The organism is Parabacteroides sp. PF5-9 (genome assembly GCF_029893105.1).
Lineage (GTDB): Bacteria > Bacteroidota > Bacteroidia > Bacteroidales > Tannerellaceae > JARXWG01.
Genome location: NZ_JARXWG010000009.1, coordinates 1 through 25,266 on the forward strand (window position 1 = coordinate 1; position 25,266 = coordinate 25,266).

Annotated in this window: 21 protein-coding genes; 14 read left to right on the forward strand and 7 right to left on the reverse strand. The window is 40.6% G+C overall.

Features of this window, described 5'->3' with window-relative positions:
- Nucleotides 1–299: 299 nt before the first annotated feature.
- Entirely contained in the window at nt 300–701 is a 402-nt protein-coding gene (nikR, locus tag M2135_RS06740; RefSeq protein ID WP_280747765.1) for a nickel-responsive transcriptional regulator NikR, read from the reverse strand.
- Between the two features lie 186 nt (nt 702–887).
- Between nikR and M2135_RS06745 the strand changes: the two genes are divergently transcribed.
- Both M2135_RS06745 and M2135_RS06750 read left to right on the forward strand, forming a co-directional pair.
- Nucleotides 888–1,505 carry a TetR/AcrR family transcriptional regulator gene (locus M2135_RS06745; protein WP_280747766.1) on the forward strand — a complete coding sequence of 206 codons (618 nt, stop codon included), beginning with the start codon at nt 888–890 and terminating at the stop codon, nt 1,503–1,505.
- 51 nt (nt 1,506–1,556) lie between these two features.
- Nucleotides 1,557–5,819 (forward strand): acyl-CoA dehydratase activase-related protein, encoded by a 4,263-nt coding sequence (locus M2135_RS06750; protein WP_280747767.1) that lies wholly within the window; start codon nt 1,557–1,559, stop codon nt 5,817–5,819.
- A 38-nt stretch (nt 5,820–5,857) separates the two neighbouring features.
- Here the strand turns inward: M2135_RS06750 and M2135_RS06755 are convergent, their stop codons facing one another.
- Entirely contained in the window at nt 5,858–7,339 is a 1,482-nt protein-coding gene (locus M2135_RS06755; RefSeq protein ID WP_280747768.1) for a DUF3943 domain-containing protein, read from the reverse strand.
- A 288-nt stretch (nt 7,340–7,627) separates the two neighbouring features.
- Here M2135_RS06755 and M2135_RS06760 point away from each other — a divergent pair, with 288 nt between their 5' ends.
- Nucleotides 7,628–8,704 carry a toxin-antitoxin system YwqK family antitoxin gene (locus tag M2135_RS06760; protein ID WP_280747769.1) on the forward strand — a complete coding sequence of 359 codons (1,077 nt, stop codon included), beginning with the start codon at nt 7,628–7,630 and terminating at the stop codon, nt 8,702–8,704.
- A gap of 91 nt (nt 8,705–8,795) precedes the next feature.
- Nucleotides 8,796–10,178 carry a sulfatase gene (locus M2135_RS06765; protein WP_280747770.1) on the forward strand — a complete coding sequence of 461 codons (1,383 nt, stop codon included), beginning with the start codon at nt 8,796–8,798 and terminating at the stop codon, nt 10,176–10,178.
- Between the two features lie 66 nt (nt 10,179–10,244).
- Here the strand turns inward: M2135_RS06765 and M2135_RS06770 are convergent, their stop codons facing one another.
- A complete protein-coding gene (locus M2135_RS06770; RefSeq protein WP_280747771.1) occupies nt 10,245–10,613 on the reverse strand; it encodes a helix-turn-helix domain-containing protein in 369 nt (122 codons plus the stop codon).
- Between the two features lie 152 nt (nt 10,614–10,765).
- Between M2135_RS06770 and M2135_RS06775 the strand changes: the two genes are divergently transcribed.
- On the forward strand, nt 10,766–11,293 hold the full coding sequence (locus M2135_RS06775; protein ID WP_280747772.1) for a DJ-1/PfpI family protein: 528 nt from the start codon (nt 10,766–10,768) through the stop codon (nt 11,291–11,293).
- A gap of 49 nt (nt 11,294–11,342) precedes the next feature.
- Here the strand turns inward: M2135_RS06775 and M2135_RS06780 are convergent, their stop codons facing one another.
- A complete protein-coding gene (locus M2135_RS06780; protein WP_280747773.1) occupies nt 11,343–11,693 on the reverse strand; it encodes an MGMT family protein in 351 nt (116 codons plus the stop codon).
- Nucleotides 11,694–11,951: 258 nt separating this feature from the next.
- Here M2135_RS06780 and M2135_RS06785 point away from each other — a divergent pair, with 258 nt between their 5' ends.
- The 6 genes from M2135_RS06785 to rpiB all read left to right on the forward strand — a co-directional run bounded on the left by M2135_RS06785 (nt 11,952) and on the right by rpiB (nt 18,550).
- A complete protein-coding gene (locus M2135_RS06785; RefSeq protein WP_280747774.1) occupies nt 11,952–13,160 on the forward strand; it encodes a hexokinase in 1,209 nt (402 codons plus the stop codon).
- 110 nt (nt 13,161–13,270) lie between these two features.
- Complete coding sequence (locus M2135_RS06790) at nt 13,271–14,146, forward strand: LytTR family DNA-binding domain-containing protein (protein WP_280747775.1); 876 nt, start codon at nt 13,271–13,273, stop codon at nt 14,144–14,146.
- A 113-nt stretch (nt 14,147–14,259) separates the two neighbouring features.
- Nucleotides 14,260–15,366, forward strand: coding sequence for a metallophosphoesterase (locus M2135_RS06795; protein WP_280747776.1), 1,107 nt, complete (start codon nt 14,260–14,262; stop codon nt 15,364–15,366).
- Nucleotides 15,367–15,683: 317 nt separating this feature from the next.
- A complete protein-coding gene (locus M2135_RS06800; protein WP_280747777.1) occupies nt 15,684–15,878 on the forward strand; it encodes a hypothetical protein in 195 nt (64 codons plus the stop codon).
- A 190-nt stretch (nt 15,879–16,068) separates the two neighbouring features.
- Nucleotides 16,069–18,099 carry a transketolase gene (locus M2135_RS06805; protein WP_280747778.1) on the forward strand — a complete coding sequence of 677 codons (2,031 nt, stop codon included), beginning with the start codon at nt 16,069–16,071 and terminating at the stop codon, nt 18,097–18,099.
- Between the two features lie 13 nt (nt 18,100–18,112).
- Nucleotides 18,113–18,550, forward strand: coding sequence for a ribose 5-phosphate isomerase B (gene rpiB, locus M2135_RS06810; RefSeq protein ID WP_280747779.1), 438 nt, complete (start codon nt 18,113–18,115; stop codon nt 18,548–18,550).
- Between the two features lie 24 nt (nt 18,551–18,574).
- Here the strand turns inward: rpiB and M2135_RS06815 are convergent, their stop codons facing one another.
- Complete coding sequence (locus M2135_RS06815) at nt 18,575–20,185, reverse strand: carboxylase (protein WP_280747780.1); 1,611 nt, start codon at nt 20,183–20,185, stop codon at nt 18,575–18,577.
- 194 nt (nt 20,186–20,379) lie between these two features.
- On the opposite strand from M2135_RS06815, the gene M2135_RS06820 reads away from it, so the two are divergent.
- From M2135_RS06820 to M2135_RS06830, 3 genes are all read left to right on the forward strand, one after another.
- Nucleotides 20,380–20,871, forward strand: coding sequence for a ferritin-like domain-containing protein (locus M2135_RS06820; RefSeq protein WP_280747781.1), 492 nt, complete (start codon nt 20,380–20,382; stop codon nt 20,869–20,871).
- 196 nt (nt 20,872–21,067) lie between these two features.
- Nucleotides 21,068–22,261 carry an esterase gene (locus tag M2135_RS06825; protein WP_280747782.1) on the forward strand — a complete coding sequence of 398 codons (1,194 nt, stop codon included), beginning with the start codon at nt 21,068–21,070 and terminating at the stop codon, nt 22,259–22,261.
- Between the two features lie 55 nt (nt 22,262–22,316).
- Entirely contained in the window at nt 22,317–22,655 is a 339-nt protein-coding gene (locus M2135_RS06830) for a YegP family protein (protein ID WP_348537108.1), read from the forward strand.
- Between the two features lie 73 nt (nt 22,656–22,728).
- Here M2135_RS06830 and galK read toward each other — a convergent pair whose 3' ends face one another.
- Together galK and M2135_RS06840 are read right to left on the reverse strand one after the other, a co-directional pair.
- Nucleotides 22,729–23,874 (reverse strand): galactokinase, encoded by a 1,146-nt coding sequence (galK, locus tag M2135_RS06835; RefSeq protein WP_280747784.1) that lies wholly within the window; start codon nt 23,872–23,874, stop codon nt 22,729–22,731.
- Nucleotides 23,875–23,982: 108 nt separating this feature from the next.
- The gene (locus M2135_RS06840) at nt 23,983–25,266 is read right to left on the reverse strand and encodes an MFS transporter (RefSeq protein WP_280747785.1); all 1,284 of its coding nucleotides are present in this window, start codon (nt 25,264–25,266) and stop codon (nt 23,983–23,985) included.

Below are 25,266 nucleotides of genomic sequence, written 5' to 3' on the forward strand. Positions count from 1 at the left end.
GCTGTAACGAATACTGCCATTTTGTTTCGTTTCTAACATAAGTTTACTTTTGTTGAATGACAACCTATTTCAGGACAGGACAGGTACGTCTAAAATAATTTAGAGGTACGTCTAAATCTATTTAGAGGTACGTGTAAAATAATTTAGAGGTACCTCTAACAAAAAACAGACCTGGGTGTAACAAAAAAACAGACAGATTGATGTTTTTATCTCTATAGGATGATGCAAAAAAGGCATGCTGATTTTTCAAAAAAACAGCTAATGGGTAAATATGCGAAACAAAAAGATGGGAGATTCAATCAGTCGGCACGGCTCATCACCAACTTACCATGTTTTATACCCTTAATGGTCGTTAATCGATCGGAAAGTTCAGTCAAACGGTGTGCTGTTCCCAAGACTGTGACGATATGCAAACAGAAATTCTGATTCACATAATATTGAGAAGAAGAGAGGATCACATCCTGGTAATTCTGTTGGGCAGCAGTAATTTTTGAGGCGATCTCCTTTTTGATCTGATCATACATAATAATAATAGTACCGGCAACGATATGGTTGCATTGCCACTTTTTCTCTGCTAAATTTTTTTCGATCAAAAAACGGATCGCTTGAGAACGGTTGGAAAAACCGTTTTCTTCGACATATTGGTCTAACGACTCCAACAGGTCATCTTCCAGAGATACTCCAAAGCGCTTCAGTGACATTTGATTCGTATTGTTTGTGTTTGTAAAGATAAAACTAATTCTTTGAAATCACGGAAAACTATGAATTTCCGATTATTTTGACCACACCAGATGGGGTTTGTTTAAAAAATCAAAAAATAGTTGTTCGTATGATAATAATGTTTTCCTTTGCATTAAACAAATGTTTAAAACAACCATTTAAAACAGATGCTTAAAACAAAAGCCGACTCAGAAGTAAAAGAACGGATCCTCAAAGCGGCACGAGATCTGTTTATTGAGAAAGGGTATAATGGAACAAGTATACGCGACATAGCTACCGCCTCCGGCACCAATGTGGCTATGGTCAATTACTATTTTCATTCCAAATACAACCTGTTTGAGATTGTTTTTGAAGATGCTTTTACCGGTCTTCAGGAAAAAATATTTTCAACGTTAACATCCGATCTTCCGTTTTTTGAATTAATCGAAACAGTCATTGATTCCTATTACGAGATGCTACTGGAATATCCTCAGATCCCCATATTCATCTTAAATGAAGTCAATCAGAATCCGGAGCGATTATCGGATAGGATCAGAATAACAAACCCTCACAATGCGTTTGCCAAAATATCTGAAAGGATCAAAGAAGAAGAAAAGAGAGGTACCATCCGGGAAACACCACCGATCGATTTGTTGTTAAATCTCTTATCCCTCTGTGTATTCCCGTTTATACTAAAAAATTTAGGTTCTAATGTTGCCAACGTTTCACCCGAAGAATACACGGTAATGATAGAAAAACATAAAAAATATGTCATCCAATTTGTTATTAATGCATTAAAAAAGTAATTCCTTTTTTTGCTTTTATATTAAACATTGGTTTAATGGGAGGAGTCTGTCATGAAAGTCAAAAAAAATGTTTGTAGAATAGGAATCGATGTGGGTTCTACTACACTGAAATTGATCGTTTTAGATCACAAAGACAACGTTATTCACAAAGCTTATCGTCGTCACAAAGCGAATATCACCCCTATATTAGCTGCAGAATTAAACGATATCATCACGCAATTTCCCGATCTGAGTTTTTCAATAAACATTACCGGATCAGCAGGTTTAGGGATAGCCGAACGAATCGAGATCCCTTTTATTCAGGAAGTTGTCGCCTCTGTAGAAGTCGTAAACAAATTATACCCTGAGACCCGTACTTTAATTGATTTAGGAGGTGAAGATGCTAAGATGGTTTTCTTCAATGTTGGTAAACAACCCGATATCCGCATGAATGGCAATTGTGCTGGTGGCACCGGATCGTTTATCGATCAAATGGCTGACCTGATGCATATCGCCATTAACGAATTAGGCGAACAAGCCCTATCGCATGAAAAGATCTATCCGGTAGCATCACGTTGTGGGGTGTTTGCCAAAACAGATGTTCAAAATCTGATTTGCCGCAACGTACCCATTCCCGACATTGCGGCATCGATCCTGCATACAGTCGCTTTGCAATGCATCACGTCTTTAGCCAGAGGATACGATATCAAAGAAAAAATCCTTTGTATCGGTGGTCCGCTGACCTTCATCCCGGCATTAAGAGATGCATTCAGAAATCTATTGAAAATGGATGACAGTCAATTTATCATACCCGAAAACGGTGAGTTTTTTCCGGCTTTAGGGTGTGCGTTATCTGCTGATATAAACCCTGATGCTGTGATCTCATTATCCGGTTTAATTGAAAAGTTAGCTGATAACGACAAAGTTCAAACAGAAACTTTACCCGCTCTTTTCAGTAATCTGGAAACCTATCTCACCTGGAAAGAGCAGCGAAAAATAAAAAAAATAAACCGGCAAGCGTTGGGTATCCATAAAAATATCTCCTGCTTTTTAGGTATTGATTCGGGATCAACCACCACCAAAATACTGGTAATGAAGGATTCGGGAGAAATTCTTTACACCTATTATGCCGGTAATGAAGGGAATCCTCTGAAGAAAGTCGTCGAAGGATTAGACCGCTTTTATAAGGATGCCGAACAGAAAGGGGTCACCTTTCATTTTCTGGCCTCAGCGGTAACAGGCTATGGTGAAGACCTTATAAAATCGGCATTGAACCTGGATTATGGGATTGTAGAAACAATGGCTCACCTCTCAGGTGCCCAGTATGTAGATCCCGAGGTTACGTTCATTCTTGACATAGGCGGACAGGATATCAAATCGTTATTCATTGAAAATGGTCTTATTGCAAATATAGAGTTGAATGAAGCCTGTTCATCTGGATGTGGTTCTTTTTTGCAGAACTTTGCAGCGACCATGAATCTTTCGCTGGAAGAATTCTCTAAAGCGGCGTGTATGTCCGAATATCCGAGCGATTTAGGATCTCGTTGTACTGTCTTCATGAACTCCAAAGTAAAACAAGCGCTCCGCGAAAATGCACAGTTAGGAGACATTGCTGCCGGATTGGCTTATTCGGTCGTCAAGAACTGTCTATTTAAGGTGCTTAAAATAGCCAATCTGAATCAGTTAGGAGACCATATTGTTGTGCAAGGCGGTACATTTCGGAATGATGCCGTATATCGGGTGTTGGAACTGTTATCAGGTAAAACGGTTTCAACCACCGATCATCCCGAATTAATGGGCGCTTTAGGTTCTGCACTGTATGCCCGGAAAATGTGGGCGGAAGAGAAAAAAAGCAGTTCGTTCTCCGGAGCACTTGCTTTACCGGAGATTGATAAGATCGAAACGAAAGAGTTATCCTGCAAAGGGTGTACCAATAAATGTGCTGTTCTCCGTTTCAGATTCGATAACGGAAATACCTGTTATGCAGGTAATAAATGCGAAAAGGTATTCTTTAACAATAGCCAGGCTGAAAAGAAAGGATATAATGCCTTTGAAATGAAAAACGACTTGCTCTTCAAGTCGGAGGTTTCGTCGATCAATACTCCGGATCCTTTACCGACAATCGGTATTCCTCGTGTATTGAATATGTTTGAAAACTATCCTTTCTGGCATGCATTATTTACCGCATGCGGATTTAATGTCATCCTATCACCGGAATCTACATTCTCGCTTTACCAGAGTGGAGCGGGAAGTATCATGTCGGAAAATATCTGTTTCCCGGCTAAACTGGTACACGGACATATTCTTGCCCTTATCCAACAAAAGGTCGATCGCATATTCTATCCGATGATACCTAAAGAAGAGAAAGAATTCAACCGGTCGGTCAATTCTTTCAACTGTCCGGTGGTAAGCGGTTATCCCGATGTCATAAGAAGTGCGATGGATCCAGAAGGTAAATATGGGATACCCTTCGACAAACCGGTTATTACGTTCAATACTGAGAAAGCTTTGGAAAAAACCGCCTATGCCTATTTCGCAACATTGGGCATCTCCAAACCGGTTTTTCTAAAAGCGCTTGGCAAAGCCAAACAGATACACAACGATTTTAAACAGCAATTAATCGACCAGCAAAAGCAATTACTTGAAAAGGCTGCTAACGACAAAGAGTTGGCTTTCATTGTTGCCGGACGACCTTATCATGCAGATCCGTTGGTGCATCAGAAAGTCGGACAGATCCTTTCAGATCTCGGAGCACATGTCTTTACGGATGATGTTTTCCGGACTGCTCCCAACAGTGGTTTTGGCAAATTAAATATCGTCTCCCAATGGTCTTATCCCAACCGGGTGGTACAAGCAGCAATGGAAGTGGCCAAACTGCCACAACATATACAGTTGATTCAGTTAAACTCGTTTGGATGTGGTCCTGATTCTTTCTTTATGGATGAAATCAATGACATATTAAAACAGGCCGGTAAAAACCATACCATTCTCCGGATAGATGAAATAGCCAGTCCGGGATCTATCCGTCTGCGGTTACGTTCGTTGATCGAATCCTTAAAATCGGCTCAACAAAAAACGACATTTACCCCAATACAACCATTCAAGGGATACGATACGTTTTATACGGAAAAAGATCGACAAAAAACGATCTTAATTCCCTGGTTTGCTGATTATATCTCCCCTTTTATACCGGCTATTGGAGCGTTAGCCGGTTATACGTTTGTCAATCTGCCGAAATCGACCAAACAATCGGCCGAAACAGGACTTAAATACGGGCATAACGAAGTCTGTTATCCTTCCACGTTAATATTGGGGGATATTATCAACGCCCTGCAATCGGGCAAATACGATCTGGAGAATACCGTTGTTGCGATCACCCAGACTGGGGGACAATGCCGGGCAACCAACTATATTGCTCAAATCAAGAATGGTATTCAAAATGCCGGTTTCAAAAACATCCCTGTCCTGGCCGTCAGCACGGGAGAAGTATTTCAGAACGATCAGAAAGCCTTTAAAGTACCTGTCGTTAAATTGCTCAACATCATTGTATATGCGCTGTTATATGCAGACGGATTACAACAGATGTACAGTTCGACCATTATTCGGGAAAAGAAAAAAAATGAAACACAAAAGTTATTCGATTTTTATGTCGAGCGAGGGATCGATGCCATCAAAAAGAATAATCATCACCTGTTGCTCGGTTTATTGGAACAAGCCGTAGCCGACTTCAATCAGGTCGATATTCATGAAAAATCATTTACCCCCATCGGGCTGATCGGTGAGATCTATCTCAAATACAATGATTACGGACAGGCGCACATCACCGAATGGCTTCGTTCGAAAGGGATGGAAGTGATGACTCCTCCGATTATGGATTTTGTCATGCCGTACTTTGTCAATGCCAAAGTCAATATGCAAAACGGACTTCTCTCTTCCGGAGTTTTAAAACAGCTGTTCCAGTCCATCGCCTGGAAATACATCAACTCCAGGATGGAGAAAACCGAACAGGTGATGAAGAAATTCCGTTTCTACAGACCGGCAGAATCGGTCTTTACCAAGGCGGAATATGCTTCCGAAATTGTCGATCTGTCTAATCAGTTCGGAGAGGGATGGTCTATTCCGGCCGAAGTGGCTTGTTACGCCCATCAGGGAGTAAACAAAGTGGTCTGTGTACAGCCTTTTGGGTGTATTGCCAATCACGTAGTTGCCCGCGGTGTAGAAAAAAGGATGAAAAAATTATATCCGGATATGAACCTGTTGTTCCTGGATATCGACGGAGGAATAGCCGAAGTAAATCTACAAAATCGATTGCATTTTATGTTGGCGTATGAATAATACTGTAAGTATCGACACATGGATATAAACAATCCATTTTAAAACTTATACGTAAGCATTAATCGCCCCTCACCGGTAGTAGATGTCACCGTCTCAAAATTCTTATAATTCGTTTCGCGGCTATAGGTGCTCCCTATAGTTGTTAAATAAAAGTTTTTCTTCAGCCGTAAGTCCAGTCGGAGACTTACTGCATGAAGAATCGCTTTCGAGCGATCTCCCTGTGCATCGAGCGTTTTACTATTAAAATCGGTCCAATCGATATCTCCCGGATACCCTTTCCAGGTATACATCCGATACACTTCATAGAGCGTTGAAGCGGCAAATTTCCCTTTCTTGTATATAAAATTAAAGCCGACCTTTGTGCTAAACCCACTCGCCAGATTATAATTGCGGTCATCCACCCGATAATAGTCACTGAATGCACCACCCAACAGTATACCATTCAAATGTCCGAATGCGTCAATATCCCACCACTTAAACCGTTTACTTTGATAAATAACACCTATCCCAAATGATGCCGGTGTACAAAACTTATACGGCGTTTTGGCAGACACGTCCGAAATGGTATCCGAATCATAATAGTCAAAGTGTTGATACAATCCCACACTCAGATATTTCTTCTGATCATCCCAGATATCGGTTCCTATTAATCGACCGATAATATTAAGTTGTCCCAACATCGGCTGTGAAGTCTGTCCATTGAGGCTCGCTTTAACCGAAAAATAGTCATATGGTTTACGATCGTCCGAATCAAACCGATCGCCATATTCTATATTGATCTCCGAAGCAACTCCCATACCTGCATCAAAAATCTCATCCCGCAATTCCAAAGTTCTGACACCGATAGAGAATTCCACATATACCTGAGGTACACCGAATTGTTTGCCCGAGGTTGGCCTTTTGCGCCAGGCATCCCCATTGATAAGACGTGTCAATCCACGTGTGGGGGATAAAAGAAAAACAGACAATTCACGTCCAACCCGAGTATTTCCTGTTTTCCGATCATCCAAGATCAAATCGGTTGTTCGGTACAACATTTCTCCTAAAGCCATGCCTCCGATTGGAGTCGCTATAATATCATTGGTCGACGGATATTCGCATTCCATAAACATCTCCCACATCCAACTCCCTGCAAATGCAAACAAGCCCGACTGCCAATAATTGTACCCATTCGATCGAGCCGAATTATAATACAGACTACCATGATAAGGATGAAGAAACATATTAGTCCCCATCTGATCATTGTCCCAAATAAATCCATGTTTGAAATTTTCTTTTATCGTATGTCCGTTGATATAAGCAAAATCCCCTTTCTGAATATACCGATCGAACGTCCATACAGCCATATTCACTCCAAAAACCATTGATCCGGCTAAAAGCCCGTTCTTTTTAGAATGATAAACCACATCGACCGAATCCGGCAACCGGGGCATGGATGTCAGCTTTCGGATTCCAATCTGCGCATAAAGCGTACAACAAGAAATCACAAAAAAGAATAGAAATAACCCTCTTCTCATCATAAGTTAACCAATACAATCCGGATACAAATATCCATTTATCTATACAAATAAGGAAGGGATGTTTAAAGAGGTTTTTAGTCAAAACATATTCTTTTTGACCTAAACACATTTGCTTTACCACTAATCCATCATGACTTCAACGATAAGATATCGCTTTAATAAATGATGTTAATCTGTCGTGATGTAGTCGCACTTGTCATTAAAAATATTGATATCTTTGCGGCAGTCCACAACTCCTCAAAAGGAGTTTTTAAACAAATAAAGAAACACTACAAAATTAGATCCACAATGAAAAAAAGTATTTTACTATTAATTATACTTTGCGGCTTTTTTATGCCTGATTTATCTGCTCAAAATGAGTTTAATATTGAAGAAATCACAGTGATCAACCTGGGTGACGGGCGATACCTGCATCGCCGAAAAAGTGATGACAAACCGATAGATGGAGAACGCCGAATCATTGATGGACGCCGTTCGGAATATAAGCTGGCTACATTTAAGGACGGTCTGTACGATGGGAAATATCAACATTTCAAATACAACAAACTGACAGAAGAAGGAACTTATAAAGAAGGACGTAAAGACGGGATTTTTAAAGAATATACTTCCGACGGAGTTACTCTAAAAAATCAAAAATCATATAAAGAGGGTAAAACAGATGGTCTCTGGATCTCCTATTATACTAACGGAGAACCTGAACGTGAAAAAAATTACAAAAATGGTCTTGAGGATGGAGTCGAACGTAAATATGATTATGAATCCGGAGCCTTAATTACCGAAATGAATTTTGTAGATGGCAAAAAGCATGGCAAACAACGTCAGCAAATCACCAGTAATCACAAAGACTATGTCATCGACAGCAATTATGAGATGGGGGTTCTGAACGGGAAATACTCGGAAACATATGTTGATAATGGCATCGTTCGTAAAGAAGGCGTTTATAAAAACGGAAAAGAAGAAGGTGTATGGCTCCTTCAGACAACGGATGGTATGCCTGAAAAAGAACTGAGATATAAAAACGGAAAACTGGACGGAGAATGTAAAACGAAATTTTTTACAGATGGTTCCGTCAGTGAAATAGAGCACTATAAAGAGGGCAAACGTCATGGTCTTTCCACCAGCTTTCTCTACCAGAAAAAAGGTAAAGTGCAATCCGAAACGAATTATGTCGATGGGAAAAAAGAGGGTCTATACAAGAAATACAACCAGGAAGGCAACCTCTACGAAGAGGGTCGCATAGAAAATGGTAAATTGGTTTTTCAAAAAGAATATTTCTCCAATGGAAAACTTCGCACTAAAAAAGAGTTGAAAGACGGAAGGTTGGAAACTACAGAGAAATACGATGAAAATGGCAATAAAATATAATTCGATGAAACGAGCCATTCAAACTGTTTTGCTGCGATGACTTTCATGCGAGTTCCATACGACCGAAATACAAAAAAATAAATAATGATGTATGAAAACAAGTATCTATTTATTCCATTCTATTTTATTTTCCTCCGCCGTATGTAGCTTATCGGCCAAGGAAAAACCGAACATTATTTTTATCTATGCCGATGATTTAGGGTATGGCGACTTAGGGTGTTACGGGTCGAAGGTCAATCGCACACCGAATCTGGATCAAATGGCCTCCGAAGGGATTCAATTCACCGATTTATATAGCGCCTGCTCTATCTCTTCTCCTTCCCGCGCCGGCTTGTTGACAGGCAGACATCCTGTGCGAATGGGTATTCATAGTGTGTTCTTCCCCGGAAGTTATACTGGCATACCGACCACCGAGGTGACCCTGGCTCAGAAGCTACAGGAAAATGGATACCATACGGGAATAGTGGGTAAATGGCATTTAGGACATATGCAGCAATTTCGCCCATTGCAACGAGGATTTGACGAATATTTCGGTATTCCTTACTCCAACGACATGAATCCATGCATCTATATGGATGGAAATGAAGCAGGAACGACCCTTGTCAACCAAGATTCGATTACCTATACATATACAACCAAAGCGTTGGATTTTATCGAACGGAATCAAGAAAAACCGTTCTTCCTGTACCTTGCACATAATATGCCTCATATCCCATTAGCGGCATCGGCTAATTTCCGGGGTAAATCGGCCAACGGACTCTATGGAGATGTGATTGAAGAGTTAGACTGGGGGATTGGTCAAGTGCTCAATAAAGTCAAAGAATGTGGCTTAGACGAAAATACAATCATTATATTCTCCAGTGACAATGGGCCATGGCTGACGGAAGGCCCTATGGGAGGCGTTGCCACACCTCTTTTCCAAGGGAAAGGCACAACCTGGGAAGGCGGCCAACGGGTGCCTGCCCTCATCCGGTGGAAAGGAACGATTCCCGCCGGTAAGGTTTATCAGGAAATGGTCACAATGTTGGATTGGTTTCCAACCCTTGTGAACATCGGAGGAGGTCAAACTCCGACCGACCGTATGATTGACGGAAAAGATATTAGTCCTATTTTACTCAATCCTGAAATAAAAGAAGAAAGGGAGTTCCCTTTTATCGAATTCGGCCGAATTGTGGCCTATCGCAAAGGAGACTGGAAGTTAATTTTACCGGAAGATATCCGCAAAGGGAATTATTGGGTTGCAGATGTACCGGCACATGAAACTCTATTATTCAACCTTCGTACCGACATCGGCGAACAAACAGATTTGTCGGCTCAATACCCTGAGAAAGTCAAAGAACTCACCGCTGCACTGGAGAAATTCAAAGCAACAATTAAAGATGCTCCTCCTGCCCTATTCACAATGGAATGGCAGACTCCTCAGCTGGTGAGTAAACAACGACAGGAAGCGATTGAGAATCATCAAAAGAAATGATTGGTTAAAAAAAGGATGTCCCAAAAGTCAGAGAGTTATTTGATGTACTTTTGGGACACCCTCCTTTCAGTCTGTATACTCCTCTCGTTTTTCTATAATGAGTGGCATATGCTCTGCCGCCCAATCGACTAAAGCCTGTATATGAGGAAGTAAGCCCTCCCCCATCTCGGTTAATGAGTATTCTACACGTGGTGGAATTTCAGCATAGGCCTGCCTATACACTAATCCATCGGTCTCTAACGACCGTAAAGTAACAGTCAGCATACGTTGAGAGATATCACTGATCCTCCGATGAAGATCGTTAAACCGTAACGTTCCGTTGGCCTGAAGCATAATCAATACCAAAATAGACCACTTATCTCCCAACCGGCTTAAGACGTTTCGAATAGGACAACTATCGATTGTCTGAAATTCTATCAATTTTTTTGTTTCCATATCTCGTTGTGAATGAACGATACTTACCTTTTTGTAAGTAGCTGATTTTCTTGTTCGTTCTTGTTTGGTAAAATGTTAATACTTACATTTGCTACACAAAAGTAATAAACTTACTTAATGTAACTATTGTATCACTTTAATTATTTAAAATCATGGCAAAAAAAGTAGCAGTTTTAGCAGTGAACCCGGTAAATGGTTTCGGTTTATTCCAATATCTGGAAGGATTTTTTGAAAATGGTATTTCTTATAAAACGTTTGCAGTTGCCGACAATAAAGAAATCAAAGCAAACTCAGGGATCACACTTTTTGTTGACGATGTGATTGCCAACCTGAAAGGACACGAAGACGAATATGATGCTCTGGTTTTCGGTTGTGGTGATGCAATCCCTCAATACGGTGAAAATGCGGGTAAATCATACAATCAAGATATGTTGGCTGTGATCAAAACGTTTGCCGATAAAGGTAAATTATTGATCGGACATTGCGCGGCCGGAATGATGTTTGATAGTGTAGAGGCAATAAACGGTAAGAAAATAGCCGTTCATCCACTTGCCAAACCTGCCATAAAAAATGGAGTCGCTACCGACGAAAAGTTTGAAATCGACGGTAATATTTATACCGCTCAAACAGAAAACACCATCTGGATGATGATGCCGGAAGTACTGAAAGCGCTGAAATAATGATGAATTATTAATGATTAATGGTTAATTGAAGCAGATTAATTAATCATTAATCATTAAACGAGATTTCGTGCAAAGGATTCCAAAAGATCTTTTTCCAATTTTTAATTCTGTCGTTTACCACCTCCACACCTTCAGCTTCCAATAGTTTCTGCATCTCACATCCCGGACCAAAAGCATCTTTAGCCGACAACACACCCTGACTATTGACCACCCGATGGGCCGGTATATGATTGACTTTAGAATCGCATTCACTCATTATCTTTCCGACCAGACGGGATAAATTCGGATAACCAATCGCTTTGGCTATTGCCCCATAACTGGTTGCTCTTCCTTGAGGTATTGTTTCGACAATTTCATAGATTGCCTGAACTAAACGTTTTCTTTCCTTCTGATCCATTTCTACAAAGATAAGATGATTATCAGAAAAGTGCTTTACACGTTGTCCGATAAAATATTATTTACTGTTTTTCTACTGATAAAAGAAATTATGTCAGACATATAGCCGTTTTTTGTGACTATTTATACTATTTTTTTCATTTAGAAGGTTTTCTAAATAAAGAAACTTAAATACCTTTGTGACCCAGCCACATATCTTTTTTCACAGAATTTAGGCTGAAAACCAAGCTGAATGTTTAATTACTAATTGATATATACCATGAATACAAACATTTTCAAGCTGACATCCGAACAGCTTAAAGAGATTGCTCAGTCTTTACACGACAAAGTAGAAAACGGTCTTGCCAACGACAACACAGAAGTTCAGTGTATCCCTACTTTTATCATTCCTAAATCTTCCGGAGTAGAAGGTACGGCTTTGGTTTTGGATCTTGGAGGCACAAACTATCGTGTAGCTACTGTTGAATTTACAGAGAAAGGGCCTAAAATACATCCTGAAAATGGTTGGAAAAAAGATTTATCGGTGATGAAAACGCCTGGTTTTACCCAGGAGAATCTGTTTAAAGAACAAGCTGATCCTATCGGAGAAATCAAACGCAATAAAGAAATGCCTATTGGCTACTGTTTCTCTTACCCTGCTGAGTCGATGCTGGATGGAGACGCTAAATTATTGCGTTGGACAAAAGGAGTGGATATCAAGGAGATGATCGACAAACCTATTGGAAAACCATTTATGGATTACCTCAACACACAGAACGATCCGAAATTCACCGGCGTAAAGGTGATCAACGATACGGTTGCCAGTCTATTTGCCGGATTAAGTCATACCAACTATGATGCCTATATCGGACTCATTGTTGGAACCGGTACCAATATGGCGACATTTATTCATTCGGATAAGATCAGCAAATTAGATCCTTCTTCAAATATCAAAGGTTTACTACCGATCAATCTTGAATCCGGTAATTTCAATCCTCCATTCCTGACTGAAGTTGATGATAGAGTAGACGCAAACTCAGACAGTCAAGGTCGTCAACGTTTTGAAAAGGCAGTATCAGGAATGTATCTGGGAGAAATTCTGAAAACATTCTTCTGTAATGATGAATTTGAAAAGAAATTCGATGCAGAGAAACTAACAACAATGATGAGTTATCCAGGCATTTACAAAGAAGAGTATGTTGAGATAGCCCGTTGCATTTATGAAAGATCGGCTAAATTAGTTGCCGCTTCATTGGCCGGATTAGTCAACGTGATCGTGTCACACGACAATTCGATTAAACGTGTATTGTTGACAGCCGAAGGCAGTTTATTCTGGAGTCAGGATAAAAGAGGCAAAAACTATAAAGATATCGTAAACGATGAACTACATAGTCTGTTGGCTGCATTTGGCCATGGCGATGTACATGTCGATATCAACCAGATGGATAATGCCAATCTGATCGGAACAGCAGTAGCAGCATTATCATAAAAGAAAACATCCATATAAAAATTGCGGAAGGAATGGCAGCTGTTCATCCTTCCGCATTTTTATTTTCAATCGTTGAAAAAGTCATATCTTTACACAAATTTTGAGGCTTCATGAACAGAATAAAAGCGTTCCTGCAACAACCCATCCCCACTATTCAAAGGCGCAGTATCGTCGTACTGGTATCATCAATCATTGTCATTCTTATCCTGGGCTTTTTTCAACCTTTTGGACTAAACAATCTCGCATCTCCTTTCAAATGGCTGTTTATTGCCGGTTATGGGCTGGTGACAGTATGCGGCACATCTATTGTCTGTTTTCTTTTTCCTTATCTGTTCCCTCGTTTTTACGATCCACAACAATGGACTGTGGGGAAAAACCTGATTAATATGTTTATCCTATTGTTGATTATCGGATTAGGAAATTTCACCTACGAATGGTCGTTATCCAATCATGATCCCGGAATGTTTGTATCGGTATTACTCGCTTATCTGTTTGTCACACTGCTTGTCGGTTTCTTTCCTGCTGTAATCATCTTTTATATCACTCAGACCTATGCCCTTAAACAAAATCTCCACGCTGCAGCGGAGATGAACAAACGGTTAATGGATCGTCTCAACAACCTGCAAGAGATAAAAACAGACACAGAAAATCGCCTTACACTTACCGGGAGTACAAAAGATTCCGTCGAACTCTCCATTGACCAACTACTTTACATTGAAGCCTCCGGCAATTATGTGAAGATCTGTTATCTGGAGAACGAAGTTGTTAAACAAAAAATGCTTCGTGCAACAATCGCACAAATGGAAAAAGAGTTAGAAGCACACCCCGATATCATTCGTTGTCACCGGGCCTTTATGGTCAACATCCGACAAATAGCGACTGTCGAAGGGAATTCACAAGGTTTTCAATTAAAATTGTATCATATCAAAGAAGAAGTCCCGGTTTCACGTTCCTACACTCCGGTCATTCGCAAAATGTTGGAATAAGTCTGCTTTTTAATACAAGATAAGTTGTAAGTCAAATCCTAAAATAACATAAGAGAAGAACAACCTAAACCAAACTTGTTACTTTTGTACAATTATTTTAGTCCAAATAGCGTATGAGATATCTTCCGGTTGTGTTGATGATTATTGTTTTTCTAGGCGGTAATTACTATGTTTTTAACAGGTTATGGCAGATGATGCCTCCTACAGCGATAGGGAGAGGCGCCTTAATGGCTATTTTCCTCTTTGTATTTCTCTCCTTTTTTCTCGTTATGTTAGCCGGAAACTACCTCCCTTTACACATCGCCTCTATGATGTATAAGATAGGGACTTCCTGGTTTTTTTTCTTTCTGTACCTCTTGATGATTTTCTTGACATTCGATCTGATACGGATTACTCATCTGCTTCCTATCAGCAAACTAATGTACAATAACTGGATCGGTTTCATTCTTATAGCAGTTCTGTTAACCGGTATCTTTGGCTACGGATATTTCAACTATCTGAATAAACGAAGGGTTGAAATGTCTCTCTCTTTCAATAAAGAAAAAGAGTCGACCAAACCGTTGAAAGTAGTAGCCGTCAGTGATCTACACCTGGGTTATGGCATCGGAAAAGAAGAGTTCGAACAGTGGATCTTACTGATCAACAATGAAGATCCTGACGTGGTATTGATAGCCGGTGATCTGATCGATAACAGCCTTAAACCACTTCTCGAAGATGATTTTGCCCCTCTGTTTCGAACAATTCAATCAACCTATGGCGTATATGCCGCTGTAGGTAATCATGAATATATCTCAGGTGCAGCCGAAAGCAAACAGTTTCTAAGTCAAGCCGGAGTCCATGTCTTAACAGATTCGGCAGCACTTATTGATGATCGACTTTACATCGTCGGCCGTGATGATCAAAGCAACCCAGCCCGACGATCGATCTCCGAATTAACCGCTTCTCTGGATCGGTCAAAGCCTGTCATTCTATTGGATCATCAACCCCACCATCTGGAAGAGGCCGAAAAGAATCAAATCGATCTTCAGATTTCCGGGCATACCCATCGTGGACAATTATGGCCGATTACCTGGATTACCGATGGGCTGTTTGAAGTCTCACACGGATATAAAAAGAAAGGACACACACACATCTATGTCAGTTCCGGATTAGGGATATGGGGCGGAAAATACCGGATCGGCAGTCAATCGGAATATGTGGTGTTCAATCTGACACTGTAAATTAAAATCAACATCTTTTTTGCAGATCGCTTATACCTTTTGTCTGAATGGTATCACTATTTTCTTTGCATATTTTAATCGTCTACCAATTGGTAGACGATAGTGACACAGTTGGTAGACGAAAGTGACACAACTGGTAGACGATCAAACGATTCAAATAAAAACAGATGCACATTACGAACAATAACTTTGTAGAACACAATAAAAATGGTAGCTAAACAAAACCCTCTCTTACACGGAAATAGGAATTTGACTTTTGGAATACGTTTTGTGTTATAATTTTCGTTACATTTGTATGGAGTAATAAGTAGTAATACATGACAACGATCATTATTGACGAGAACAGCCCACAGGCAAAAAAACTTCTTGAATATATCAAGACGTTACCTTTTGCAACGGTTGTCGAAGAGAAGAAAAAAAGTTTCCGTAAGGCTGCCGCAGAATGCAACGCGATGCCGGTAAAAGCGTTTACCGACGAGTTGCGTCAGCGCATAGACCAATGGGCGGAATAATGCGTGAAGTCGTAATCTCCCAGATGGTTCTGGATAAAACACCATCAGATCAAGCTTCTATTTCCTTGTTATCAATCTTTTACATTAACTAAGACCGGAAACGTTTTTACCAAGCGAATTGTTGGCTTTACATGGCCACAAAAATAAAGAGTTTCACTATCTTTGCGCCAAAATACAAATACCCATCATTATGAACGATACAAAGATCATGAACAGAGCGGCGGATAATATCCGTATATTGGCAGCATCCATGGTAGAAAAAGCAAAATCAGGGCATCCTGGTGGTGCTATGGGAGGTGCAGACTTTATAAACGTATTATTCTCCGAATTTTTAATTTATGATCCTAAAAATCCGACATGGGAAGGTCGCGACCGTTTTTTCCTGGACCCCGGACATATGTCACCGATGTTATATGCCGTACTCGCTTTTGCGGGTAAATATACCTTGGAAGAATTAATGCAGTTCAGGCAATGGGGCAGTCCTACACCGGGGCATCCCGAACGTGATATCACCCGAGGTATAGAAAACACCTCCGGCCCATTGGGACAAGGTCATACCATGGCTGTAGGTGCTGCGATCGCTGCTAAATTTTTCAAAGCCCGTCTGGGTGAACAGATGAGCCAAACGATCTATACATTCATCTCTGACGGAGGTATTCAGGAAGAAATATCTCAGGGAGCCGGACGAACAGCCGGTTCGTTAGGATTGGATAACCTGATCATGTTCTATGACGCAAATAATGTCCAGTTATCGACGAAGGTAGAAGAAGTCACGACCGAAAACGTCGCAATGAAATACGAAGCCTGGGGGTGGAAAGTCATTACCATTAACGGGAATGATGTTAATGAAATCCGTAAAGCATTAACTATCGCCAATGCTGAAAGGGAACGGCCAACCTTAATTATTGGTAATACCATTATGGGCAAAGGGGCAATGGCTGAAGACAAAAGCAGCTATGAAGACAAAGTGTCGACTCATGGTCAGCCGTTATCTGCCGCAGGTGCTTCGATCACAGAAACGGTTAAGAACCTGGGAGGTGATCCTGAAAATCCGTTTACCATATTCCCTGAAGTGGCCGAGTTGTATATCAACAGAGCAAAAGAATTAGAAGGTATTGTCTCCAAACGATATGCCCAGAAAGAGAGTTGGGCCAAAGCAAATCCTGAATTGGCCGTAAAGATGAATAAATGGTTTAGCGGAGAAATCCCGGCCATCGACTGGTCGGCTATCGAACAAAAGTCGAACCAACCGACCCGTGTTGCTTCGGCAACGGTATTAGGGGTCTTAGCCTCACAGGTTGAGAACATGATTTGTTCTTCTGCCGACCTCTCTAATTCAGACAAAACAGATGGTTTCCTCAAGAAAACACACGCATTTACCAAAGGTGATTTCAGCGGTGCATTCTTTCAGGCAGGAGTATCCGAACTGACAATGGCCTCTATCTGTCTGGGGATGTGTCTGCACGGTGGTATTATTGCGGCATGCGGCACATTCTTCGTATTCTCCGACTATATGAAACCGGTGATCAGAATGGCGGCATTAATGGAACAGCCACTGAAATTTATCTGGTCGCACGATGCTTTCCGTGTAGGAGAAGATGGTCCGACACATGAGCCTGTCGAACAAGAAGTGCAGATCAGACTAATGGAAAAATTGAAAAATCATAAAGGACAAAACTCCATGCTTGTGCTTCGCCCGGCAGATGTCAATGAAACGACAGTGGCTTGGAAGATGGCTATGGAAAATACAACCACTCCGACAGGACTTATTTTCTCTCGCCAGAACGTCAACGATTTGCCCTATAAAAGCGATAACCATTATCAGGAAGCTTTACCCACTGAAAAAGGCGCTTATGTCATAGAAGAAGATGCGAATGCCGATGTGACGCTGATAGCTTCCGGATCGGAGGTTGCTACCTTAGTCGAAGGCTCCGCCCTGCTTCGTGCGGATGGTATAAAGGTGCGTATCGTATCTGTGCCTTCTGAAGGAGTTTTTCGTACCCAGAGTAAAGCGTATCAGGAAGCAGTTATTCCTCCGGGAAGTAAAGTGTTCGGACTGACGGCAGGTCTGCCGGTGACTCTTCAGGGATTAGTCGGTGATCATGGTAAAGTATGGGGACTGGAATCTTTCGGATATTCAGCGCCCTACAAAGTATTGGATGAGAAACTCGGCTTTACTGCTCAGAATGTCTATCAACAGGTAAAAGAATATTTAGCATAATTAGAAACGAATCATGAGTATAATAGGTATATGCAGTGACCATGCCGGCTTCGAATTGAAAGAATTTATCAGACAATTATTAGAAAAAAAAGGATTGCCGTATAAAGATTTCGGAACCTACTCGACCGAACCTTGCGACTATCCCGATTTTGCGCATCCTTTAGCCTATGCCATTGAAAAAGGTGAGGTCTATCCGGGTATTGCGATTTGCGGATCCGGAGGTGGAATCAGCATGACGCTGAACAAACATCAAGGGGTCAGGGCTGCATTATGCTGGGAAAAAGAAATAGCACGTTTGGCTCGTGCGCATAACGATGCAAACGTGCTTGTAATGCCTGGACGCTTTATCAGTAAAGAAGAGACTACAGAGACTCTTGAGGTCTTTTTAACGACCGATTTTGAAGGTGGCCGCCATCAGAAAAGGGTCGACAAAATACCTTTGCCTTTATAAAGGGAGTTGATCTGATCGAACGCGTTATTCGGCGTAATCAATCAATTCCTCTGTTGCAACGGCTTCTATTGAAAGTTCCCTTTGCTCTTTTTGTCGAATCAGAAATCGTTTAGCTGTCGTTGGGAATAATTCCAACAACAATAACTCTTTTTCCGTTTCAGCCAACAGGCTTCCTTCCTCATCCACAAGGGGCTTTTGCATGATATAATTCGCATCATCAAAAGCGATTTCTTTCTGTATACCTGTTATTTTTTGCCTGAAAAGAGGATCTATAGCAACAGGCATTTTACCGTAATCTCCCCTGATTAGTTCGATAAACTGAATAGAGGGATTACTGTATAAAGGACGGTTATTGACTTTATCCAATGCACAAGAAACCGCTTGGGCAGCAATAATCTGGCTGATCGGTGTCACTAACGGAGGCATACCGGCATCTTCCCTGACCTTCGGTATCAAACATAAAGCATCTTCCAATAGTCTTTCTTCACCGACTTGCTTGAGTTGAGCCACTAAATGGGTATACATCCCCGCCGGCAACTGAGACACTTTAACCTGTTCATTCGGAACAGGGAAATTAAAATACGCTTCTATCGCATGACAATACCGTAGTAAATCGTCTTCCTTTCCATGGCGCGCAGCGACTATCGCCTCATTAAAAAATCGATCGATTTCGGCGGGAAAACTATCCACTAACGGGTTAAATGGTTTGGGGAACTCTTTTACCGGATCATATGCCGACAACTCTTTTCGGATCGTATAAAGTTCTTTATTGATCGCTGCAACAGCTTCCATATTTAGATCCAGTTCAATCCCCATTTTTTTACAAAAGACATAAACCAGTTCCAAAGCCGGTGATGCTGATCCTCCGGCAAAATACCAGATATTCGTATCTACCATATCTACACCATGGAGAATAGCCATTAAAACGGAGGCCAATCCATATCCGGGAGTACAATGTGTATGAAAATCGACCGGTACTTTTAAATGTTGTTTAAACAATTGAATGATAGATGCCGTGCGCGATGGCGTCATTAATCCGCTCATATCCTCAATCGTTATGATATTTGCTCCGGCAGCTTCCAACTGAAGCGCTTTTTCCAGAAAATACGCATCCGTATAAATCGATCCGGGTATTTTCTCTCCATGTAAAGCCGCTTTTATCCGGTCGACCGGTGAATAATGTGCATCCACTTCATAACAAATTGCACCATCGACCTTTGCCTTCGAACGTTTGATATAACGAATAGATGATTTCAGATTCTCAATATCGTTTAACGGATCAAAGACCCGCATAAGGTCAATACCTGATTCGATGACATTTCTGTAAAAACTTTCTATAAGCGTATCGGGATAAGGACTGTATCCCACCAGATTTCGTCCGCTTGACACCGCTGAAAGCCGGGACATATTACCTATTTCTGCTTTAATTTGATCCAACCGGTTCCACGGATTCTCCCCCAGAAAACGCATCATGGTATCAGGTACTGCCCCTCCCCATACCTCCATGGCATAAAAACCGGCATTTCTGTAATAAGGAAGTACATGATTGATCTGTTCCTGAGTCATCCGGGTAGCAAAGGTAGATTGTTGAGCGTCACAAAGAGTTAAGTCACGAACGAATATTTTTTGAGTCATATCGATTTTGATTAGATTGTTTCACACATATATCTATAACAGACCATATCGGAAATCAGCAGATATTTTAAGATTTATTTAGAAATATAAAACATATCGATATGCATTCATCAGGAACAAAATATTCAACCGGATTGTTACATTTATAAGACATCAGTGATAAACGACAAAATAACTATTAAATCTTACGTCTTATGATTCAAAGAGAAAAAAGTATTGAACTGCTTAACAAGGCAGTAGCAGAAGAGATGAATGCAGTCAACCAGTACATGTATTTCCATATCCTGTTGGAAGATATGGGTTATGATTATCTGGCGGCTTATTTCAAGCGTACATCCATCAAAGAAATGATCCACGTAGAAAAATTTGCAGAACGCATCCTCTATCTCAAAGGAGAATTAGATTTGAAAGCGACCAAAAAAGTAGAACGGATAAAAGAGGTGAAAGGTATGTTGGAATTAGCCAATCAAATGGAACTGGATGCTATCGAAAAGTACAATGAATGGGCAAAGATCTGTGGTGCTGAATCGGACTCGGCATCGAAAAAACTCTTTGAGAGTATCATCCTTGAAGAAGAAGAACACCAGGATCAATTTGATACAGAGATGGATAATTTGAAAAATTTCGGAGATAATTATCTGGCTCTTCAATCGATTGCGCATAGTAAAAGTGCTGCTAAAGAATAAAAAAAACGAAAAATAGAAACAAGGAAGACCGTCAAATTGGCGGTCTTTTTTTATTGCTTTGCAGCTGATTTTGTTTAGTTGTATAAGTTACAGCGGTTGATTTTTATCAAAAAATAATCAAAAACAAAAAAAACGCCCTGTTTCTTCGATGATATGATTAACTTTCTGCCCTCAATTTATTATACAGACAAAACAGATGAAAAAACTATCTATTTTAACAGGAATGCTACTGTTGTGCATCACCACTTTTGCGCAGCAAGCTTTATTCGGAGGACAAAGCGTCGTTTCACCGGAAGTGCACGAGAACAACACAGTGACATTTCGTTTTACGGCTCCTAAAGCAATAAAGGTACAATTAACCGGAGATTTCCTTCCTACGCAAAAAATGGAAACACAATTCGGAACAGTTGATGCTCCTGGTATAGCAGATTTGAAAGAAGGCGAAAACGGCGTATGGGAATATACAACACCCTCTCCTCTTTCCCCTGAACTATACAGTTACTCATTTATCGTTGACGGAGTAAGAACAACTGATCCAAACAATGTATATCTGATCCGTGACGTGGCATCAGTCACAAATATTTTTATCATCAAAGGAGGAAGAGGTGATTTATACAGTGTCAACAATGTGCCTCACGGAACGGTCGCCCGTCGTTGGTATGATAGTCCAACATTAGGCATGTCGCGCAGAGTGACTATTTATACGCCTCCGGGTTATGAGAAGAGTGCTCAGCGTTATCCGGTTCTTTACCTCTTACATGGAATGGGTGGCGACGAAGAGGCTTGGATCGCTTTAGGACGAACGGCACAGATCTTGGATAATCTGGTGGCACAAGGCAAGGCTAAACCGATGATTGTTGTAATGACTAATGGTAATGCGATACAAGAAGCTGCTCCCGGCGAATCATCACTCGGACTCTACAAACCAACCATGCAATTGCCGAAAACAATGGAAGGATCTATGGAAACAAGTTTTCCTGATGTGGTCAAATTTATTGATAATAACTACCGGACCATCAACCGGAAATCGAGCCGTGCAATATGTGGTCTTTCCATGGGTGGATATCATTCGCTACATATATCAAAAGAGTATCCCGATATGTTTGATTATGTGGGTTTATTTTCAGCAGCGATCATACCGAATGATAATGTCGAGTCGAAAATATATAAAAACATGGATGAAAAGTTGAAAATTCAATTTGGTAAAAAGCCTAAACTTTATTGGATTGCTATCGGTAAAACTGATTTCCTTTATCAAGCCAATCTCGACTACATGAAAAAATTAGATGAAAACAACTATCCATATACCTACTTCGAAACTGACGAAGGGCATATCTGGAAGAATTGGCGCATCTATTTATCGGAGTTTGCTCCGTTGTTATTCAAATAAATAAACATTCTCCAACTGAGGAATGTTAATTACTTATATAATTAATTAATCGTGCATTATGGCAAAATTTGAAATTACAAAAAGAAAAAATGGAGAGTTTCAGTTTAATCTGAAAGCAGGAAATGGAGAAATTATCCTGACAAGTGAAGGGTATAAAGCGAAAGACAGTTGTAAAAACGGGATAGAGTCTGTAAAGAAAAACAGCCAGATCGATGAACGTTTTGAAAAATTGACAGCAAAAAACGGAAAGCCTTATTTCACACTAAAAGCAAGCAACGGACAAGTGATTGGAATGAGTGAAATGTATGCTGCTGAATCGGGTCGGGCAAATGGAATTGCTTCTGTCAAAAAGAATGCTCCTGATGCTGAAGTTGTAGATCTCTCTGATAAATAAAAACGAGGTTTATAGATAAAAAACGAGGTTAGTCAAAAGATTAACCTCGTTTTTTGTTATATATATCCTCTGTTTATTTTATACGACGTGCACCGTCACTAATCACGACATCATATAATTTAGGTTCACGACCAAATTTTTCTTTATAGGCTGAGAATGCTTTTTCTATAAAAGCATCGTACTTCTCTGCTTTGACCAGATTGATTGTACAACCTCCAAAGCCACCTCCCATAACACGTGAGCCTGTTACTCCGCATTCTTTGGCAATATCATTGAGGAAATCAAGTTCTTCGCAGCTTACCTCATACAGTTTGCTCATGCCGTAGTGGGTTTCGTACATCTTTTGTCCTACAGTTTCATAATCTCCCCTTTCAAGAGCATCAGAAACATCGAGTACGCGCTGAATCTCTTCAACGACATATTCTGCACGCATATAATCCTCCTCACTGACTTCCGATTGCACGGCTTTCAGCATCTCCATATTGACATCACGTAAAAATTCCACATTCGGATGAGTCCGCTGAATAACAGCAACAACATTTTCACAAGATTGACGACGTTTATTGTAGGCAGAAGAGGCCAATTCATGTTTTATAACCGAATCGAGCAATACCAGTTTATAACCTTCCGGATTAAATGGGAAATATTTATACTCTAACGACCGACAATCCAAACGGATCAAACTACCTTTCTTGCCGAAGATAGATGCGAATTGATCCATAATACCACAATTAACTCCTACATAGTTGTGCTCTGTTGCCTGGCCTATTTTGGCTAATTCAAACTGATCAATGCCTAACTGAAACAACTCATTCAATGCAAAACCATATGTGCTTTCCAATGCCGCGGAAGAGGACATTCCGGCACCCAAAGGAACATCACCGGCAAATACCGTATCAAAACCAGCTACCTTTCCTCCTCTTTTTATGATCTCACGACAAACGCCGAATATATACTTTGCCCATCCGGCAGTAGGGATATCCCCCTCTTCAAGGCCAAACTCTGCATAATCATCTAAATCAATGGCAAAAGCACGTATGCGATCTGTTCCGTTAGGTTTGATCTCTGCAATCATTCCTTTATCTATTGCGCCTGGAAAAACAAAACCTCCATTATAGTCAGTATGCTCACCGATCAGGTTTATACGACCAGGGGAAGCAAAAACCGAACCTTCGGTTTTAAATAGTTCATCAAACTTTACTCTAATCTTTTTTTGCATGGGTTATTGTCTAATTAATAGGTTATAAAACGGGAAGAAACTATCCGACCAGGCCTCCTGTATCGAATAGTTTCTTCACTATATTAAATGGTCATATTCAGTCGTCTGTCATTCAACCGGAATATCTTGATTGACATTCTTGCTACCTATTAAAGCATAATACAACAGATAAGCAAAACCTGCAATAGGTACCCAATATGAAGTCATATAAGTAGTTGCGTCAGCTATAGCGTTCTGAATCAAAGGAAGAATACCTCCACCGCAAACCATCATCATAAAGATACCGGAAGCAGCAGCCACATATTTACCCAGACCTTCAACAGCCAGGTTAAAGATTCCACCCCACATAACAGATGTACACAAACCGCATAACATCAAATACAAAGCATTAATAGGCACACTAACCATACCTAATGAAATTGAACCGACATCATTTGTCTGAATAACAGGCATAGAAACTGTTGAAGTAATCGGCGAGAACATAGCTAACAACACCAATAAAATACCTACGGCAGAAGCTCCTGTCAACATGGTCTTACTGGATACTTTTCCACCAATCGCAGCACCGATTGTACGACCGATAAGCATCAAGAACCAGTATGTTCCAGCCACGAATCCGGCTGTAGCAGCACCTACTCCACCGGCATTAGGATCTGCAAGGAATAAATTCATTGTACCCGGAATACCAACTTCAATACCTACATATACGAAAATACCAACAGCACCTAACACAAAATGACGGAAAGCCCAAGGGCTATGTGCATGTTTTACACCTGTAGACTTTGCAATATGAGGTTCAGGAATGTTTACAAAATAAAGAACAACAAAAATTGTTAGGAAGATACCCATAGCCATATACATCACAGGATAAACATCCGTAATATTTGCTTTTGTTACTTCACCAACCAACGCACCAACCATCATCGGAACGATAGTAGCACACAATGAGTTCAACGTACCTCCAACCTGGATCAATTGGTTACCTTTGTTACCACCGCCACCAAGTGTGTTCAACATCGGGTTTACTACTGTATTCAACATACACATAGAGAAACCTGCAACGAATGCACCTAATACATACACAGCAAAGCTACCTGCTGTTCCCGACAGATATTGAATACCTACGCCGATAAAACCAACAGCGATTGCTGCCAATGCAGTCTTTTTGTAACCGATTTTTTCCAGCAATTTACCGGCAGGAATACCCATAAAGGCATAAGCGGCAAAATTGGCGAAGTTACCTAACATTCCGAGGAAGTTAGACGCTCCAAACTGGTTTTTCAATACAACACCCATCGGTGCAGCAAGATTGGTTACAAATGAGATCATCGCAAACAAGATGATCATCATAATAATAGGCACCGTGTAATTTTTTTGATTTGTAGATTCCAT

Coding starts and splice junctions, on each gene's coding strand:
- nikR (WP_280747765.1), bottom strand. CDS start 701: ATGTCACTGAAGCGCTTTGGAGTATCTCTGGAAGATGACCTGTTGGAG.
- M2135_RS06745 (WP_280747766.1), top strand. CDS start 888: ATGCTTAAAACAAAAGCCGACTCAGAAGTAAAAGAACGGATCCTCAAA.
- M2135_RS06750 (WP_280747767.1), top strand. CDS start 1,557: ATGAAAGTCAAAAAAAATGTTTGTAGAATAGGAATCGATGTGGGTTCT.
- M2135_RS06755 (WP_280747768.1), bottom strand. CDS start 7,339: ATGATGAGAAGAGGGTTATTTCTATTCTTTTTTGTGATTTCTTGTTGT.
- M2135_RS06760 (WP_280747769.1), top strand. CDS start 7,628: ATGAAAAAAAGTATTTTACTATTAATTATACTTTGCGGCTTTTTTATG.
- M2135_RS06765 (WP_280747770.1), top strand. CDS start 8,796: ATGAAAACAAGTATCTATTTATTCCATTCTATTTTATTTTCCTCCGCC.
- M2135_RS06770 (WP_280747771.1), bottom strand. CDS start 10,613: ATGGAAACAAAAAAATTGATAGAATTTCAGACAATCGATAGTTGTCCT.
- M2135_RS06775 (WP_280747772.1), top strand. CDS start 10,766: ATGGCAAAAAAAGTAGCAGTTTTAGCAGTGAACCCGGTAAATGGTTTC.
- M2135_RS06780 (WP_280747773.1), bottom strand. CDS start 11,693: ATGGATCAGAAGGAAAGAAAACGTTTAGTTCAGGCAATCTATGAAATT.
- M2135_RS06785 (WP_280747774.1), top strand. CDS start 11,952: ATGAATACAAACATTTTCAAGCTGACATCCGAACAGCTTAAAGAGATT.
- M2135_RS06790 (WP_280747775.1), top strand. CDS start 13,271: ATGAACAGAATAAAAGCGTTCCTGCAACAACCCATCCCCACTATTCAA.
- M2135_RS06795 (WP_280747776.1), top strand. CDS start 14,260: ATGAGATATCTTCCGGTTGTGTTGATGATTATTGTTTTTCTAGGCGGT.
- M2135_RS06800 (WP_280747777.1), top strand. CDS start 15,684: ATGACAACGATCATTATTGACGAGAACAGCCCACAGGCAAAAAAACTT.
- M2135_RS06805 (WP_280747778.1), top strand. CDS start 16,069: ATGAACGATACAAAGATCATGAACAGAGCGGCGGATAATATCCGTATA.
- rpiB (WP_280747779.1), top strand. CDS start 18,113: ATGAGTATAATAGGTATATGCAGTGACCATGCCGGCTTCGAATTGAAA.
- M2135_RS06815 (WP_280747780.1), bottom strand. CDS start 20,185: ATGACTCAAAAAATATTCGTTCGTGACTTAACTCTTTGTGACGCTCAA.
- M2135_RS06820 (WP_280747781.1), top strand. CDS start 20,380: ATGATTCAAAGAGAAAAAAGTATTGAACTGCTTAACAAGGCAGTAGCA.
- M2135_RS06825 (WP_280747782.1), top strand. CDS start 21,068: ATGAAAAAACTATCTATTTTAACAGGAATGCTACTGTTGTGCATCACC.
- galK (WP_280747784.1), bottom strand. CDS start 23,874: ATGCAAAAAAAGATTAGAGTAAAGTTTGATGAACTATTTAAAACCGAA.
- M2135_RS06840 (WP_280747785.1), bottom strand. CDS start 25,266: ATGGAATCTACAAATCAAAAAAATTACACGGTGCCTATTATTATGATG.